Origin of the sequence: Pleurocapsa sp. CCALA 161 (assembly GCF_003003995.1) — a bacterium.
Lineage (GTDB): Bacteria > Cyanobacteriota > Cyanobacteriia > Cyanobacteriales > Xenococcaceae > Waterburya.
Genome location: NZ_PVWF01000112.1, coordinates 1 through 14,830, shown reverse-complemented (window position 1 = coordinate 14,830; position 14,830 = coordinate 1). Strand labels below are relative to the sequence as shown.

At 39.8% G+C, this 14,830-nt stretch carries 15 protein-coding genes; 6 read left to right on the top strand and 9 right to left on the bottom strand.

Going from position 1 to position 14,830, the window contains the following annotated elements; genetic code table 11:
- From ruvX to C7B62_RS20135, 4 genes are all read right to left on the bottom strand, one after another.
- On the bottom strand, positions 1-359 hold a 359-nt coding region (gene ruvX / locus C7B62_RS20150; RefSeq protein WP_106241368.1), incomplete at its 3' end, for a Holliday junction resolvase RuvX.
- A gap of 22 nt (positions 360-381) precedes the next feature.
- Positions 382-1,701: a GNAT family N-acetyltransferase gene (locus C7B62_RS20145; RefSeq protein ID WP_106241365.1), complete on the bottom strand. Its 1,320-nt coding sequence runs from the start codon at positions 1,699-1,701 to the stop codon at positions 382-384.
- An 8-nt stretch (positions 1,702-1,709) separates the two neighbouring features.
- Positions 1,710-1,985 (bottom strand): hypothetical protein, encoded by a 276-nt coding sequence (locus tag C7B62_RS20140; protein ID WP_106241362.1) that lies wholly within the window; start codon positions 1,983-1,985, stop codon positions 1,710-1,712.
- A gap of 100 nt (positions 1,986-2,085) precedes the next feature.
- The gene (locus tag C7B62_RS20135) at positions 2,086-3,444 is read right to left on the bottom strand and encodes a tetratricopeptide repeat protein (RefSeq protein WP_106241359.1); all 1,359 of its coding nucleotides are present in this window, start codon (positions 3,442-3,444) and stop codon (positions 2,086-2,088) included.
- Positions 3,445-3,654: 210 nt separating this feature from the next.
- Here C7B62_RS20135 and C7B62_RS20130 point away from each other — a divergent pair, with 210 nt between their 5' ends.
- The gene (locus C7B62_RS20130) at positions 3,655-5,841 is read left to right on the top strand and encodes a DNA polymerase III subunit gamma/tau (protein WP_106241355.1); all 2,187 of its coding nucleotides are present in this window, start codon (positions 3,655-3,657) and stop codon (positions 5,839-5,841) included.
- Between the two features lie 335 nt (positions 5,842-6,176).
- On the opposite strand, the gene C7B62_RS20125 is transcribed toward C7B62_RS20130, so the two are convergent.
- The 4 genes from C7B62_RS20125 to C7B62_RS20110 all read right to left on the bottom strand — a co-directional run bounded on the left by C7B62_RS20125 (position 6,177) and on the right by C7B62_RS20110 (position 8,335).
- On the bottom strand, positions 6,177-6,683 hold the full coding sequence (locus C7B62_RS20125) for a DUF4385 domain-containing protein (protein WP_106241351.1): 507 nt from the start codon (positions 6,681-6,683) through the stop codon (positions 6,177-6,179).
- Between the two features lie 78 nt (positions 6,684-6,761).
- Positions 6,762-7,358, bottom strand: a complete 597-nt coding sequence (locus tag C7B62_RS20120) for a DUF6658 family protein (protein WP_106241345.1) — start codon at positions 7,356-7,358, stop codon at positions 6,762-6,764.
- A gap of 175 nt (positions 7,359-7,533) precedes the next feature.
- Entirely contained in the window at positions 7,534-7,746 is a 213-nt protein-coding gene (locus tag C7B62_RS20115; protein ID WP_106241342.1) for a hypothetical protein, read from the bottom strand.
- 34 nt (positions 7,747-7,780) lie between these two features.
- Positions 7,781-8,335 (bottom strand): pentapeptide repeat-containing protein, encoded by a 555-nt coding sequence (locus tag C7B62_RS20110; protein WP_106241340.1) that lies wholly within the window; start codon positions 8,333-8,335, stop codon positions 7,781-7,783.
- Between the two features lie 187 nt (positions 8,336-8,522).
- Between C7B62_RS20110 and C7B62_RS20105 the strand changes: the two genes are divergently transcribed.
- From C7B62_RS20105 to C7B62_RS20090, 4 genes are all read left to right on the top strand, one after another.
- Positions 8,523-10,427 carry a GAF domain-containing protein gene (locus C7B62_RS20105; protein WP_233220069.1) on the top strand — a complete coding sequence of 635 codons (1,905 nt, stop codon included), beginning with the start codon at positions 8,523-8,525 and terminating at the stop codon, positions 10,425-10,427.
- Positions 10,420-10,716 carry a GIY-YIG nuclease family protein gene (locus C7B62_RS20100; RefSeq protein ID WP_233220068.1) on the top strand — a complete coding sequence of 99 codons (297 nt, stop codon included), beginning with the start codon at positions 10,420-10,422 and terminating at the stop codon, positions 10,714-10,716. Before C7B62_RS20105 ends, C7B62_RS20100 begins: the two co-directional genes overlap by 8 nt.
- A 221-nt stretch (positions 10,717-10,937) precedes the next feature.
- The gene (locus C7B62_RS20095) at positions 10,938-12,554 is read left to right on the top strand and encodes a radical SAM protein (RefSeq protein ID WP_106241371.1); all 1,617 of its coding nucleotides are present in this window, start codon (positions 10,938-10,940) and stop codon (positions 12,552-12,554) included.
- Between the two features lie 173 nt (positions 12,555-12,727).
- A complete protein-coding gene (locus C7B62_RS20090; protein WP_106241337.1) occupies positions 12,728-13,006 on the top strand; it encodes a hypothetical protein in 279 nt (92 codons plus the stop codon).
- Positions 13,007-13,163: 157 nt separating this feature from the next.
- Here the strand turns inward: C7B62_RS20090 and C7B62_RS20085 are convergent, their stop codons facing one another.
- On the bottom strand, positions 13,164-13,571 hold the full coding sequence (locus tag C7B62_RS20085; protein ID WP_106241334.1) for a YidH family protein: 408 nt from the start codon (positions 13,569-13,571) through the stop codon (positions 13,164-13,166).
- Positions 13,572-13,907: 336 nt separating this feature from the next.
- Here C7B62_RS20085 and C7B62_RS20080 point away from each other — a divergent pair, with 336 nt between their 5' ends.
- Positions 13,908-14,741, top strand: coding sequence for an endonuclease/exonuclease/phosphatase family protein (locus C7B62_RS20080; protein ID WP_106241332.1), 834 nt, complete (start codon positions 13,908-13,910; stop codon positions 14,739-14,741).
- Positions 14,742-14,830 lie beyond the last annotated feature (89 nt).

Below are 14,830 nucleotides of genomic sequence, written 5' to 3'. Positions count from 1 at the left end.
CCCTTATTGCGGGTAGAAAATTGTTTTTGAGCTTTTAGCTGTGCCTCTGCTTCCACAGAGGTCAAACGCTCGTCTACGTATTCAAAAGGTAGCTGTAAAGTTCGAGATATTTTGTCGGCAAATTTCTGTACCTGTTTTGCCTGAGAACCTAATGTTCCATCTAGCCTATAGGGTAAACCGATTACCAAAATATCGATCTGCCTTTCTGCCACAATGTCTTTTAATTGCCGTACATCTTCTGCCCAAAAAGTCCGCTTAATTGTAGTTAAACCAGTGGCAATTAGACCAGTGCCGTCGCAACCTGCCACCCCCATTCTTTTTCGACCGACATCCAGCCCTAAAGCGGCAACCCTTTTCATAAAAACATAAAAAGTCTATTGATCAAACTAAACCACCATGAGGAGGCTTAAAAGATTTTCCCGAATTGTTTTTCTTTGCAGACTGTTCCATCGCTGTATGGGGGAGTAATTTGTAGCTAGATTTAGCGCAAAAAATATTTTTTTTTCTGACAATGTTTTGGTATGAGCCAGAAAAAGATTTAAGCCAAGAAATGCGAGAAGGAATCGGCGCTCTAACAGGCTTTAATCCTTGCAGTACTCCTGATAGTTGCAATCCTTCTAGGGGCTTGGCTTCCTTAATTTTGTGCCATACCGAACGTGACATTAATAAAGTTTGTTCGACAGCCATAGCACCTATTTTGTTGAAGTATTCTTCTCGTTCGGGCTGATAGTCGGCAGAAACAATCTCTAGTGGCTGGGAATAAAGCTGATTATCTGCTGCCAAACCTTGCTTGCGATCGACAGACTCCTGAATAATTTGCGCCATCTTTGCGGTTAACTGAGGATAAAGCCAAGTATAGGCGGGATTTACGGTTAACTGAGCGCGATGCGGGCGCGAGCCATCCTTTGAGGATTCTAGTCTAAAATAGCCGATCGCTGCCTTACGCTGCGGTTCAAAAACATAGCCACTGACCACATCCGTACCATTGAGCCACAGTCTAATCTGACCTACGGCATTTTGTACCATCCCCGATTTGAAATCATCTGCATGACGATCAAAAACCTGTCTGAGCAGAGGTGGCATCGATACGCAGTCAAGCTGATAAAGTAGAGGTGCATCGGCGTTGCTAATGGGCAAAAAGTTGGGTAAATCAGAGTCTTGCTGGGCTAGTTGGGCAATTAAATCCGCTGATATTTGCCAATAGGTCATCTGCGCCAAAGGCTGAAATCCATTTTCGCGATAAAGAGCTAAATGATTTTTTTCATTAATGTTTACTTCTAACATCCAGGTGCGAGCTTCCCAAATATTTTGCAGGCAATGACGCAATAACTGAGAGCCAATTTCTTTCTGAGTTTTGAGTAATTCCAGCTCGGGAGAATTACTGTTAAGCAATACCCGCTCTACTCTCCATGTGCTACGAGTGCTATTGAGAGACGAAACTTGAATTAAGCCAAGAACTTCTGATAAATGCTGTGCCACATAGACACGCCAGCCATGATAGTAGGAACGGGGCAAAAGAGCTAAAAACCTTTTTAATCCATACCAAGAACCAACCTGTTCTAATTCTCGATCAATTGTGATTAGACGTTTGGAGGTTTCCTTGGCAACACATTCGCTCACTAAAGCATTGATTGCGTCCACGTCACGATATTGAAGAGGACGAACTATTAGCTGCTCATTGTCAGGTATGGATAAAGTCATGGTTTTAATTAATCAACTCTTTCTAGTTGCCATAAAATTTGATTACCTTCTCGTCTGACTCTGGAAACAACCCAGTTACGCCAAGACCAGTGATCGCCTCGACTGGTTACAGCACTAGCGTTAATGTCCATGAGATCCGCCAATTCAGAACTGCTGATCAGGTAACCTTTTCCTGCTATCTCTTCAGCAATTCTTAGAGTATCAATTAAATCTCTTAACTGAGTTACCCTTTCTTCATTTGATACTCTCGCTTCTTCCATTGTGCTGTTCGATGATTCAGTCATAAATAGCTAAAATTTAAATAATTGATAACTAGTTCTAAAGATGAAAGAACATCTTTAGGATAATAAAGTTTACACGATATCTTGATTACCGTCATCTTAGCTAATTTGGACGAGAACTATCTGCTACTAGGTTAATATATCTTGACCGTCCTGGCTGAAAATCGGGCTTAATTTCTAAAGCCTTTTCGTAGCTGGCGATCGCATCACTCCATTTGGCGAGCTGTTCGAGAGCGCAACCTCGGTTGTACCAAAATAGATGATTTCCTGGCATCAGCTTAATTGCCTGACTCCAGCTTTGTATTGCTCCGGCCCAGTTCTCTAGCTGATATAAAGCATGAGCGCGATCGTTCCATGCCTGGTAATTATCGGGGTCAATCGCCAAGGCATTTTGAAAAGATTTTACTGCCGCTTCATAGTTACCCAAACGCCCTAAAGCACTACCTCGATTATGCCAAGCCTCTGGTAAATTAGCATTGATTTTTAATGCCTTATCCCAGGAAACGATCGCTTGAGCGTATTCCCCTGCACTAACCTGCTTAAGACCAAGGTTAAACCAGCTTTCAATCAATTCTAAACTAGAATCGTCTAGGAAGGATGACTCTAATTCTAATTGAGGTTCTAGCTTTAATTCCAGTTCTTCACTTTTGTTAGTAATTTGGTGTAAGCTTTTTGGTTCTGAGTCTAGCTCTAAGTTAAAATTATCAGGCTCAGTTGTTTCTACTGACGAATCGACTGAGGGATTATCCTCACTGATTGCTGGTGAGGAATTAAACCTTTTCCCTGCACGGTCTTGGACATTATCTGGGATCTTGTTTTGATTAAATGCTGCTTCAGATTCTACCTCTATCCAGAGATTATCATTTGGCTGGACGTTTGAATCATTATCAGACAACACGGCATCAGCAGGCAAATCTAATTCTGCTGCTATTTCTGGCGTTCCCAGAGCGGTAAAATCAGCAGGTAAGCGTTGTGATAATTCTTGTTCAGTTTCTATTTGCTGATTTAAACTCAGATCAGGACCTGTATATTCCCAAATTACTGCGGTGCTGTTGTCAAACAGCAATTCTCTGCCCAAGCGATGAGCTGCCTCTCCAATTTGAGCGATCTCGGTGGCAGATTGAGTCAGTTCACCCAAACGAATCATCATTGTTCCCAATTGGCGCTTAGACTGAATCGGTAGCTTTAATATTTTTGCTCTAAAACGTTCTAGCCAAGAAACCCAATCAGCCTGCTGTCCGCGATCGCTTAACTGGTTAAAAAACTTGATGATTCGGCGATCGTGCCAACCATGAGCAATACCTTCTAAAAGTTGATTGAATAAAAATTCATAATCAGCATCAGATAACCCAGAAGTCTGCTCTAAGACAGTGGATTCAGGCTTTAGCACATCTTGATGAGACTGATTTGAGTTGGGGTTTGATTGTGTATCTTGCTTGACTTGTCCAATCGTGTGACTCATGACCTTAGATCAAATATACTGATTTATTAGAAAAGTTAAACTAATTTTACTCAAAGTCATCGACTCAGATAGAACAGTGATGCTTTGAGGGAGGTTGAGGAGACTTGGGCAAACCAAGTATTATCCACACCTAAATTAAATAAATATTGCTCAATTGTACAGGGATAATTTTTTTACTAGTTTAGTAAAAAATAAAAATCCACATTAACTATGGCTTACGAACCTCTACATCACAAGTATCGACCACAAACTTTTGGCGATCTGGTTGGTCAAGAAACGATTGCCTTGACTCTCAGTAATGCTCTAGAACAGGCAAAAATTGCTCCTGCCTATTTATTTACTGGACCTCGCGGTACAGGGAAAACCTCTAGTGCTAGAATCTTAGCTAAATCTTTAAATTGTTTAAATAGCGATCGCCCTACTCCCTATCCCTGCGGAAAATGTGAAGTTTGTTTGGCGATCGCCAGAGGTATGGCATTAGACGTGATGGAAATTGATGCTGCCAGTAATACAGGGGTGGATAATATTCGGGAAATTATTGAGCGATCGCGCTTTGCTCCTGTGCAGTGTCGGTATAAGATTTATGTTGTTGATGAATGTCACATGCTCAGTACGGCTGCATTTAATGCCCTGCTAAAGACTTTAGAAGAGCCACCGCCACAAGTAGTCTTTGTCCTAGCCACCACCGATCCTCAAAGGGTTCTCTCGACCATTATTTCTCGTTGTCAACGGTTTGATTATCGACGGATTCCCCTAACGGAAATGACCGCTCACCTGAGATATATTGCTGATGCTGAAAAAATTGCGATCGCTGATGATGCTTTGACTTTAGTTGCCCAAATTGCTAATGGTGGCTTGCGGGATGCTGAGAGTTTACTCGATCAGTTAAGTCTTTTACCTGAGACGATCACGGTAGAGAAAGTGTGGGACTTGGTTGGTGCTGTCCCAGAACAAGATTTATTAAAGCTGCTTCAGGCAATAAATAGTAATGATTCCCTCGCCGTTTTACAACAGTGTCGTAGTCTTTTGGATCGAGGTAGAGAACCTTTGGTAGTGTTACAAAACCTAGCTGGCTTCTATCTTAATTTGCTCATCGCTAAAACCGCACCGCAACAGTCAGAATTAACCGCCGTGACAGAAACTTGCTGGCAGCAATTGTGTCTGGAGGCGAATAACTGGCAAACTACTGTAATCTTGAGAGGACAACAACACCTAAAAGCAGCAGAGACTCAGCTTAAGCGGACAACTCAACCTCGACTGTGGCTGGAAGTTACTGTACTGGGACTATTGCCAGAAGCTCATAGTGCGATCTCGATTCAACCTCAGGCGGTTGTTCAGTCTTCTGCAAAACAAATAATTTCCCCGCTACCATCAATTGTCGATACGCCACCAACTACATCTCATCTATCTCAAAATATAGCCCCTCATACGGCGATCGCATCAGGCATTTCCACCGAGCAAAATCATGTTACTTCAACTAACCCAACCCAGTCTCAGCAAGCACCACAGCCTGTAGCGCAAAATCATCATCCAGAAACTGCCATGGCAAATTCTGCCCCAGTTGCCCCTAGTAATGATCGAGATCTAGTTGCCAATCAAGAAATATGGAGCAAGGTAGTAAGTTGCTTGCAGCCTCCTACAACCCAGGCATTATTAAAACAGCAGTGTCATTTGGTTAGTTTTGATGGTTTAAGTGCGATTGTGGGGATTAGTTCAGCTAAACTACAGAAGCTCAATCAAGGAAAAGTGCCTAATATTGAAGCTGCATTTGCTCAAGTTTGTCAGCGCAAAGTTAGAGTCCAGTTAGAGGTTGCCAGTTCTCAAGGTAATAGGAAACAGAATGGGAGCGCCTTGATCGATCAACCTATGGTGGAAACACCACCTCCTGTACCAGAACAGCCTCCAAACCCGCCTCCACCCACTAGGGTTCAGATCACACCGTCAATCGAGAATGCTGCGATTAAGTCTCAAAATCAAGCAAGCCCAGCACCAATAGTTCAGACTTCCTCAGTAAAATCTCGCCAGCAGAATTTTCAAGAAAGTGATTATACTCCGAGTTCCCTGAAGGATCGCTCTCAATCTATAGCAACTCAAAACACCTCTTTTGTAAACTCTGTCAACCCTCCTGCTTTTGTTGCCAATGTTCTTTCTACAAATAATCCTGCGATTAATCCTGCGATCAACAGTGAGGTAGCTGAAGCTGAAGAATATGCAGGTAGTGAATTACAGCAGGCGATCGCTAGTCTGACTCAAAGTTTTGAAGGGGAATTAGTTCAGTTAGATAATGTGGACAATATTTTAGATGAGTCTTTTGAAGATAATGAATTGCCCCAAATAGTTGACATTGCCACCTCATTAGAGCGACCAGATATAGCAGAATATACTGATGAATGGTAATAACCAATTTTTGAAAATAGCTAGATATCTAGATAAGTAGCTAGGCATAATTAATTTAAAGACTTATGTGAGGTAGTGGAGTAGTGGAGTAGTGGAGTAGTGGAGTAGTGGAGATAGGGGAGAAAAATAAAAATCCGTTATTTTATATTTAATTTCACCCATCTACTTATATAGTCATTCCAATTAATTGACCTATGCTAGCAGATGATGCGAAAACCGATAATCTTCGTAGGGGCGATTCGCCCTAAAGGATTAGCTGAGTCTAACGACTTGCTAGGCAATTGCGTCCGAATCGCCTCTACTCCCACGACAGGAAAGAACCTGCTTTAATTTGCTTATGTCTCATTGCTGTTGTGATATTTCTGTTGATGCAGCTGCAAAAGCTGTTGATATTTGGAATTAGCCTGGGCTTCGTGCCATTTAAGCTTGAATATTTCGGCTGATTTTGCTTTTATAGGGTCTAGATCTAGAGGCAAAACATCTTGGCGAGCTTCTTTTTCTGCCCTAGGCGACTCTGCCTGCTGGGGATTAATTCGATATTTCTTACCGCTCTTGTGGTTAGCATATCTGCGCGATCGCGTGTAGCCCATTTGGAGAAACTTCCGCGCCATATCTGCACCAACAAAATCATCTTGCTCTAAATATTCTAGAAACAGTTGATAAATTTTACGGCTAGATTCAGTGGCGATTACTGGAGTTTTAAATCTCCAGTAAGGTAGAATTTCTGATTTATAGGGCTGGACTAACAGTACTCCCTGTTCTCCTTTCCCAACTCGATAAAGCTCTGGGCGATCGCGAAAGTTGAGATTATCATAATCTAACGAATAATCAAATTTACTCATAGTTTCTCAATCAAAACGATAACCTATCTGATCTGATCGCGATCGTTTACCCTTTGGGGCAACTTTAATTTTTGTTATTTAACTCAAGTCTTCAAAATTATCTTTGATGTCTTTGGCAGTTTTTCTAGTCGCTTTGCTGGCATCGTTTAAAGCATCTTGTGCTGGAGAGGTAGCTTCATCAACTACGTCTTTTACTCCACCTGGGACTTTACTAAGATTGCGCTGTAGTTTACCTGATTTGTCTTGAACGTAATCCACCGCATCTTCTGTGTTGTCTTTAAGAGTACGGGGAACTTCTCTTCTCGCGTCTTTGGCTGTGTTTTTGGCGCGCTCAGTAACGTTATCAACTAAATCACCTACATTATCTACCTGACGACGTTTTGCGGTATCAACCAAAGTTTTAGCTTTACTAGCAGCTCCTGCATCAGAATCATATCTGCGATCGTCGTTATATTGATTCATGCCTCCTTTATATTCTTGGTTGGCATCATATTTATCGTAAGTATCTCTACTAGAAGTATTCACGGAAGTTCTTGCTGCTTCAGCTTTAGTCCCTACTTTAGCTGCACCATCTTGACTACAAGCAGTACTGACTACTAGCAAACAACCTGCTATAAAAACTGTTAATATTTGCTTAATATTGATGGATTTAATGAATTGAACTATATTTCTCATTTTTTTTCCTTGAAATTTATCTATCAAAACAATAAATAAATAAATACAATCCTGCTTCTATCAAAAGTAAAGTTTTTATCTATATAAATAGATATAGATTGCCTAATATTTTAGCTTTAGAGTAAATGTCACTTTCAATTTTTTAAATAATCGACAATAATCAATTAATCGGCGATTACAAACCAAAAACTTCGTCCTCTATGCCTTTCCACCACTCTCCCAGTTTTAGCAAGTCGGCTTGAATATCTGCCAACTCTGCCATATATTCCTGGGGTGGCATTTGTTCTTTGCGCTCTTGCAATTTACTTAATCTTAACTGTACCAACAACCAAGGTTTTGAAACCCCGTCGGTGGCTTCAATATACTGAGCTAATTCTTTACTATCCATTACTACTACTATTAGTCAAAATGTGAAGATCAGCCTACTGATGAACTTTGCCGTCGGGCATCGTTGCGCCGATTAATACTGCTTGGTCTAAATTAACTCCTGTCAAATTTGCATTTAATAAGTTTGCTCCTTGCAGGAAAGTGTGAGCTAGATTTGCTCCTGTCAAATTTGCTCCTGCCAAATTTGCATCAATTAAATTTGCCTGACTAAGATCGGCTGAGATCAGATTAGCTTGACTCAGATTAGCATCTCTTAAAAATGCTCTTTTTAAGATTGCCTCTTGTAAATTTGCATTTTGCAGTTGGGCTTGACCACAAGAAACTTTGTATAGCAAGGCCGAGCTTAAAGTTGCCGATTTAAAGTTGGCTTTAGTCAGTATTGCTTCACTTAAATTGCTCAGATTTAAGAGAGCAAGACAAAAGTTGGCATTGCTCAAGTTGGTTTTCGTAAAATCAGCTTCAATCAGTATTGCCTGACTAAAAATTATTTGACACAAATCAGTATTTTTTAGTGTTACTCCCACAAGATCGACCCCTGAAAAATCTTTGATTCCAGCCTGATATTGTTTTACTAGCTCTGCCGCGTTCATACCTGCTATTGATATTTCATTGCTATAGTTAAGGCGTTAATACTTAACTTAACTTAACAAAGCTAACAGCTTTTATGAGCATTAATACTTAGATTAATGATGAATTAAGATTCAAACGAAGCCAGACAATCATTATCTAAAGAAAATCGTAAATATAGAACCAAAAAGCTTTAAACAATATTAAGATTTGAGAATAGAGAACAATTTTGAACAGGAAAAGTTTTTGCCTGACTTTAATTTTGAGAAAGTAAAAACTGCTAGATTGCAGACCGAGCATACTGATCGCGGTTCAGTAAGTTTTTCTTTGGAAACACAAACAGACAATCTGTTGGCGGCGATCGCTTTAAAAATTCGGCATTCTCTCGATTTAGAAGTAATTCTCCAGCAAACAGTTGCTGAGGTGAGACAGTTTCTCCAGAGCGATCGGGTGTTGATTTACCGTTTTGAACCAGACCTTAGCGGTGTGATTGCCGTAGAATCCTTAACCGAGAATACTCAAAGCGTATTTGGTCACAGGCTGCACGATCCTTGTTTTACCAATAAACATCTTGAAAGTTATAAGCAAGGTCAAATCCATCTAGTCGAAGATGTAGAACAAGCTGAACTCGTTACTTGCTATAGTGATGTTCTCAAAAAGTTTGGTGTCAAAGCAAATTTAGTCGTACCAATCGTTGCTAATGATCAACTGTGGGGACTATTAATTGCTCATCATTGTCGCGCGCCTCGTCGATGGCAAGTTGCGGAAGTAGATTTACTAAAACAGTTAGCAATCCAGGTGGGAATCGCGGTGCAGCAGGCGGAACTATATGATCAAGTTCAAAGCCTCAATGTTTATTTGGAGCAAAAAGTAAATCAACGCACCGCCAGGCTACAGAGGTCAATTCAGTTTGAAACTTTGACCCATAAGGTGATGAAAAAAATGCGAGATAGCTTAGATGAGCTACAGATCTTGCAGACTGTTACCCAAGAAATAGGTCAAGTCTTAAACATAGACCGCTGCAAAATTGAACTTTACAATGGCGATCGCACTAAAGCAGAAGTAGCTTATGAATACACCAAGGCATCACCTAACTGCCAAGGTAGAACCAGAATAGTTGCCGATTTTCCCGAACTCGATGCCCAACTTTTACAAAAACAATCTCTACAATTTGTGGAATTTGTTCCCGAACTCAATCTTCTTCAGACTCAGGCTACAAGACTAGTTTGTCCAATCTATGACGATCAAGGGGTTTTAGGCAATTTATGGCTGTTGCGACCCAAAGAAGCATATTTTGAAGTGGATGAAATTATGTTGGTAGAACAGGTTGCTAATCAATGTGCGATCGCTATTAGACAAGCAAGACTCTATCAACAGTCTCAAATACAGGTTCAAGAACTAGCGCGATTAAACCTACTGAAAGATGATTTTTTAAAAACAATTTCTCATGAATTGCGGACTCCCATGAGCAGTATTCAGCTTGCTTCAGAAACTTTGGAAACACTGCTAGATAAAGAAATAGGCAATAAAAGATCGGCTACGTTTGCTAGAGTTCTGGATATTTTTCGCTCTGCCTGTAATCGTCAAAATCAATTAGTAAACGATTTACTCACTCTCTGCTATATTGATGCCAAAAAAGAAATGATGACGATGCAGTGGATTGATTTGTCAGTATGGTTGCCACAAATCATTGAGCCTTTTACGGAAAGAATTGAGCATCAACAACAGACGTTAAAAATCAATCTTCCTGCCAATTTTCCCCAGTTTAAAGCTGATATTTCCACGATTAGGCGAATTTTGACAGAGTTACTCAACAACGCCTGTAAATACACTCCCGCAGGAGAAACTATTGGCATTACTGCTTTAGCCAAAGATCAGCGGATTGAGTTGATTATTCTCAATACAGGCATTGAAATACCCTTAGCTGAACAGCAGCGAGTCTTTGACAAATTTTATCGTATTCCCAATCGCGATCCTTGGCAGTATGGGGGGACAGGTATCGGACTGGCTTTGGTTAAAAATTTGATTGAGTTGTTAGGAGGCAATATTTCTTTGACCAGTCAACCAGGAAAAACGAGCTTTATCCTCGATTTTCCCCGTGAAGTAGATGGATAATTTGAGCATTTGGTCTATTTATATAATTCGCTGTGGCGATCGCTCTCTTTATACAGGCATCTCGAATAATGTAGCTAAACGCTTTGCTGTCCATCAGTCTGGTAGTTCTAAGGCGGCTAAATATACCAGAACCCGTCATCCTTTACGTTTGGTTTTTACAGCTGAAATTGGTACAAAATCTGCTGCTAGTCGAATGGAATATTGTGTTAAGCAACTACCTAAAAGAACTAAAGAAAATTTGGTTGCGGGAACAATTTCATTATCTGATTTGGGTTTAATTAAAACATAGAACTTAGATATTTTATATTACTAAAATATTTATATTGGTAATCTAGATTATGACTGGATTAGGCTAACTAATATATCAAAAATCAGTGTATTTATCGATCATATTTTAGGCGGAAGAGCATCAATATTGAGATTGGTTTTGGCACAAGATCCCAAAGCGATCGATAATATGTGAATATCTGCCAAACTATTTATGGTCTAGAAATTTTTACTAAATCATCTGTGAGTGTCTTTCAACAAGAGCGTCTTCTGTTTACCCCAGCAACTTTTAAAGATAACGCTATCCCTGCTATCTTTGCTTTTCCTAATGAATACACTATCGGCATAACTAGCTTAGGGTTTCAAATTGTTTGGGCGACTTTGGCAATGCGTTCTGATATTGATGTGCGTCGCTTGTTTACCGATCTAAGTGAACCTTTAGCGAGAAATCCTGAACTGTTAGGTTTTTCTGTATCTTGGGAACTAGACTATATTAATATTTTTAATCTACTAGAGTCTTTAGATATTCCTCTTCACAGTAGCGATCGTCAAGATAATCATCCCTTAGTATTTGGTGGGGGAACAGTATTAACTGCTAATCCTGAACCTTTAGCCGATTTTTTTGATGTGATTCTGTTAGGAGATGGGGAAGATTTACTCGATCGCTTTATTGATGCCTATCAGCAGGTGCGTCAGGCAAATCGTGCAACTAAACTACGTCATTTAGCTCAAGTCCCAGGGATTTATATTCCTAGCTTATATGAGATAACCTATTCTAGTCCTGATGGTGAGATTAAGGCGATCGCTCCTATTGATTCTGACATCCCAGCAGAAGTTCAAAAACAAACCTATCGGGGTAATACTCTCTCTGCTTCGACGGTAGTAACAGAAAAGGCAGCCTGGGAGAATATTTATATGGTAGAGGTGGTGCGTAGCTGTCCTGAAATGTGTCGTTTTTGTTTAGCTAGCTACCTAACTTTACCCTTTCGGACTGCACCTTTGGAAACTTCTTTAATTCCCGCGATTGAAAAGGGACTAAAGGTAACCAACCGTTTAGGGTTACTTGGTGCATCTGTCACTCAACATCCTGAATTTGAGGCGATTTTAGATTATTTATCCCAACCAACATATCAAGATGTACGTTTGAGTATTGCCTCAGTAAGAACTAACACAGTTACCGAAAAGCTAGCTTCTACCCTAGCCAATCGTGATACTCGTTCCATTACCATTGCTGTAGAAAGTGGTTCAGAGAAAGTTAGAAAGATAGTCAATAAAAAGCTGACCAACGATGAGATTATCCAGGCGGCAATTAACGCCAAAGCTGGAGGTTTAAAAGCCCTGAAACTCTATGGCATGGTGGGGATTCCTGGGGAATCAATGCAGGATGTTGAAGAGACGATAACCATGATGTCGGCAATTAAAAAGGCTGTGCCTGGCTTGCGCTTAACATTAGGTTGCAGTACCTTTGTGCCAAAATCTCACACTCCCTTCCAATGGTTTGGAGTTAATCCCGATGCTAAAAAACGCTTAAAACACTTAGACAAGAATTTACGTCAACAAGGTATTGACTTTCGTCCTGAAAGCTATAATTGGTCAGTGATTCAAGCTCTAATTTCCCGTGGCGATCGCCGTTTAGGAAAATTACTTCAGCTAACCAGAGAATTTGGTGACTCCGCAGGCAGCTATAAGCGAGCTTTTAAACAGCTAAAAGGACAAATACCACCCTTGAATTACTACGTTCATGATCGTTGGTCAGCAGCAGAAACTATCTTGCCTTGGCAGCATCTGACAGGGGCTTTACCTCAAAAAACTTTGGTTAAACATCTGCATGAAGCCATGGCAATTAAAGACGCGCGATGATCGATTAACTCTTTAATGGGAAATAAAGCCTGTTAATAGCAAGGGTAATAAGATTAGGGCAGAGACAATTAAAACTACTGTTCCCGCGTCGATGTTAAGCGTATTCTTTGGTGGTTTTTTCATCACTATTAAGAAGTAACATAAGGGCAAGTTTACTATCTTTGGCAATAAATATGACAGTTGAAGAATATCTCAGACAAAATAAGGAATCCATAACAGAGGAGTGCTTGGCTATTGCGGATAATGGTTCAAAGGCGATCATTACCATTAAAGAAGATAGTGGAAATTACGTTTGTCGAATAAGTACGGTTGAGAAATTTACTGACACGCTGCCTGACAACAAATTCTTTAAAAAAATGCGAGATGGTATTACCAACGCTGTACTAAACAAGGTAATTCCTGTAGTCGTTTTTGAAGGACAAAAAGCACGAATAATCAGCCTCCCAGATTAATAGCAATTTTAGGATTCATGGCTAGAGCAGCTCAATCAAAAAGGCTTCTATCATTTTCTCGTCCCTCTAAAAACATATTAGCGATCGCCACTAACTTAGCCACAGCCGAAGCGATCGCCATCTCATTAGCTAAAATAGAAAAGCCTGCTCTAGATCTTTACCTCAGAGAAAAATTCAAGGACTTGAGCAAAATACCGATAAATGCGAATAACCCTATCACAGATATAGATATAGCCACAATGAACGCTAGGGAAGAACGAGAATTGTAGCGATATACTTTACGTTGAATAAGTTGTAATTGCTGACGATGTTCTACCGCAGCTAAAATCATCGCCATAGTGCCAATACTAACGAAGGATAGACCTAAAACGCGAGTTAAATGAAGCGGATCGTTAACCTTATAGGAAGCAGATTTCTGCAATGTCATTACAATTTGATCTATCCCAAAGCCAAAGCTAATTAGGGATAAGCAGGTACGAATCCAAGCCATCAAAGTACGTTCTGCTGCTGCACGGTTACGCTCTTTTGCTAATTCTGTAGTCGTGCTTAGTCTATTATTGTTCATGATAGGATTGTGCTTGAATTAAATAATTATAGTTTTTTAATTTCTGCGTTTTCCGCGACATTTATCTCCAACCCAAGTTTGATATTTCTGGATCAAGGCAAACTTTTTTAATAAACGATTTACAGCTTAATATCAGGACGATAGGTTCGATAAAAAAAGCCTGTCAAGATTTGAATGGTTTGATGGAACAGCAGTCTACTTACCTAAGTTTATGAGATCGAGCAGAGAGTGCTTTAGAATTACGTCTATAATTTTTATAAGTACTGATATACTAAAATTTGCTTTATTTATGAGAAGTTGTCAAATCTACTTTTGATATTTGCTGGTTTTTAATAAATGATCGAAAAAAAACAAGATCCATCTTATTTTGCCAAATGGAATCCTATTTATCGATTCAAACAAGTACCAGAAGTCATAATTCACAATACTTATTCGAGTCCATCAGGTTTAAATCGAGATTCAATCAAAGTTTTAAGTTGGAATATCGCTAAAAATAATTATGACCCAAGCTGGGGTAAAGATTTTTTGGCAATTGTCGAGCAATATCGACCAGATAAAATCTTTTTGCAAGAAGTACGTTTGAGTGCTGATGTCAAAGAAATTACCGAATTAGCCCAGATGGGTTGGGCTTTTGTGCCAAACTTTATTGATACCTCTAACAAGACCTATTCGGGCATCTTAATCGCTAGTCAAGGCGATCGCATTTCCAATCAAGCTATAATCACTAAGCATTACGAACCAGTTGTTAATACACCGAAAGCTTCTTTATTTATCGAATATTCTCTTGGCAATAGTTCGCAAAGCTTACTAGCGGTTAATACTCATCTAATTAATTTTGTCAATCTAAGTAAATTCAAAGCTCAACTGCACGAAATTGAGTCAATACTTAATAAGCATCAAGGGGCAATAATCTTTGCAGGAGACTTTAATACTTGGAATAAATCTCGGTGGCTGATGTTATCTCAAATGGCAGCTAGGCTGAATTTAATCCCTGTATCTTTTACTCCCAAAGACACTAAGAAAATTAAAAGCTTTCTGTTGTCTCCACCGCTAGATTATATCTTTTATCGCGGACTAGAGCGAAAGTCTGGTACCGCCAGAGTGATCGATAACATCTCTTCATCAGATCATAATCCGCTGTTTATAGAATTGTGTCAAAAAGACAATTAGTAATACTGGAAACCTATGGTTATCAGGCGATCGCGCTCTTTGTCAAGATTAAAGCTTTATATTCCTTTACTCTAATCAAAGTTGATACG

What these genes read in the sequence shown, in the direction of transcription:
- C7B62_RS20145 (WP_106241365.1), bottom strand. Translation starts at nt 1,701, where the DNA reads ATGACTTTATCCATACCTGACAATGAGCAGCTAATAGTTCGTCCTCTT.
- C7B62_RS20140 (WP_106241362.1), bottom strand. Translation starts at nt 1,985, where the DNA reads ATGACTGAATCATCGAACAGCACAATGGAAGAAGCGAGAGTATCAAAT.
- C7B62_RS20135 (WP_106241359.1), bottom strand. Translation starts at nt 3,444, where the DNA reads ATGAGTCACACGATTGGACAAGTCAAGCAAGATACACAATCAAACCCC.
- C7B62_RS20130 (WP_106241355.1), top strand. Translation starts at nt 3,655, where the DNA reads ATGGCTTACGAACCTCTACATCACAAGTATCGACCACAAACTTTTGGC.
- C7B62_RS20125 (WP_106241351.1), bottom strand. Translation starts at nt 6,683, where the DNA reads ATGAGTAAATTTGATTATTCGTTAGATTATGATAATCTCAACTTTCGC.
- C7B62_RS20120 (WP_106241345.1), bottom strand. Translation starts at nt 7,358, where the DNA reads ATGAGAAATATAGTTCAATTCATTAAATCCATCAATATTAAGCAAATA.
- C7B62_RS20115 (WP_106241342.1), bottom strand. Translation starts at nt 7,746, where the DNA reads ATGGATAGTAAAGAATTAGCTCAGTATATTGAAGCCACCGACGGGGTT.
- C7B62_RS20110 (WP_106241340.1), bottom strand. Translation starts at nt 8,335, where the DNA reads ATGAACGCGGCAGAGCTAGTAAAACAATATCAGGCTGGAATCAAAGAT.
- C7B62_RS20100 (WP_233220068.1), top strand. Translation starts at nt 10,420, where the DNA reads ATGGATAATTTGAGCATTTGGTCTATTTATATAATTCGCTGTGGCGAT.
- C7B62_RS20090 (WP_106241337.1), top strand. Translation starts at nt 12,728, where the DNA reads ATGACAGTTGAAGAATATCTCAGACAAAATAAGGAATCCATAACAGAG.
- C7B62_RS20085 (WP_106241334.1), bottom strand. Translation starts at nt 13,571, where the DNA reads ATGAACAATAATAGACTAAGCACGACTACAGAATTAGCAAAAGAGCGT.
- C7B62_RS20080 (WP_106241332.1), top strand. Translation starts at nt 13,908, where the DNA reads ATGATCGAAAAAAAACAAGATCCATCTTATTTTGCCAAATGGAATCCT.